This is a genomic window from Pseudomonas sp. AU11447, assembly GCF_001672555.2.
Taxonomy (GTDB): Bacteria; Pseudomonadota; Gammaproteobacteria; order Pseudomonadales; family Pseudomonadaceae; genus Pseudomonas; species Pseudomonas nitroreducens.
Genome location: NZ_LZDG02000108.1, coordinates 1 through 569, shown reverse-complemented (window position 1 = coordinate 569; position 569 = coordinate 1). Strand labels below are relative to the sequence as shown.

The window sequence follows — 569 nt, the reverse complement described above, 5'->3', positions numbered from 1 at the left end:
CTGGATGGTGGAGAGCACGACGGTTTCGTGCGGGTCCACAGGACGCGAGGTGTTGAGGGTCAGCAGGATGAACCAGCGAAGGGATTCCCGGCGTGCTTTAGCGGGATCAATCATTGCGTGCTCCTTTGAGCAAGATGTTTTCGTACCTGAGAGCCAGGCCATCGAGCTTGGCTTCGATGATCGAATGCCCGCGCGCCCAGTCTTCGCGGCCGACGTACTTAAAGGGCAGGTCAGCTTTGAAGTTCAGGAAGGCTCGCTCCAGTTGCTGTACGGCCTCTTCGCCTTTGTCCTGGCGCTCCAGCACCTTGGCGAAGTTGTCCTCCCAGTGCTTGCTGGCTTCGCGCCGGGCTTCGTCCTGGGCTGCAAACTTCTCCGACAGCCGTTTCTCGAACTGCCAAAGCAGCAGCTTGACGAGGGCGACCACAATCCCGGCAAAAGCCCCCAGCAGCGTCACTGCCCAGCCGATGACTTCCATTGCCATCAGTGCCCCTCCAGGACGTTGATCAGAGCGTCCAGCTGAGCGGCCGTGCCTTGGCACTGCTCGGCATAGCGGACGTGGTGGGCCAGGA

General features: G+C 60.8%; 1 protein-coding gene. It reads right to left on the bottom strand.

Features of this window, described 5'->3' with window-relative positions:
* Positions 1–106: 106 nt before the first annotated feature.
* A complete protein-coding gene (locus A6723_RS31025; protein WP_065348227.1) occupies positions 107–481 on the bottom strand; it encodes a hypothetical protein in 375 nt (124 codons plus the stop codon).
* Positions 482–569 lie beyond the last annotated feature (88 nt).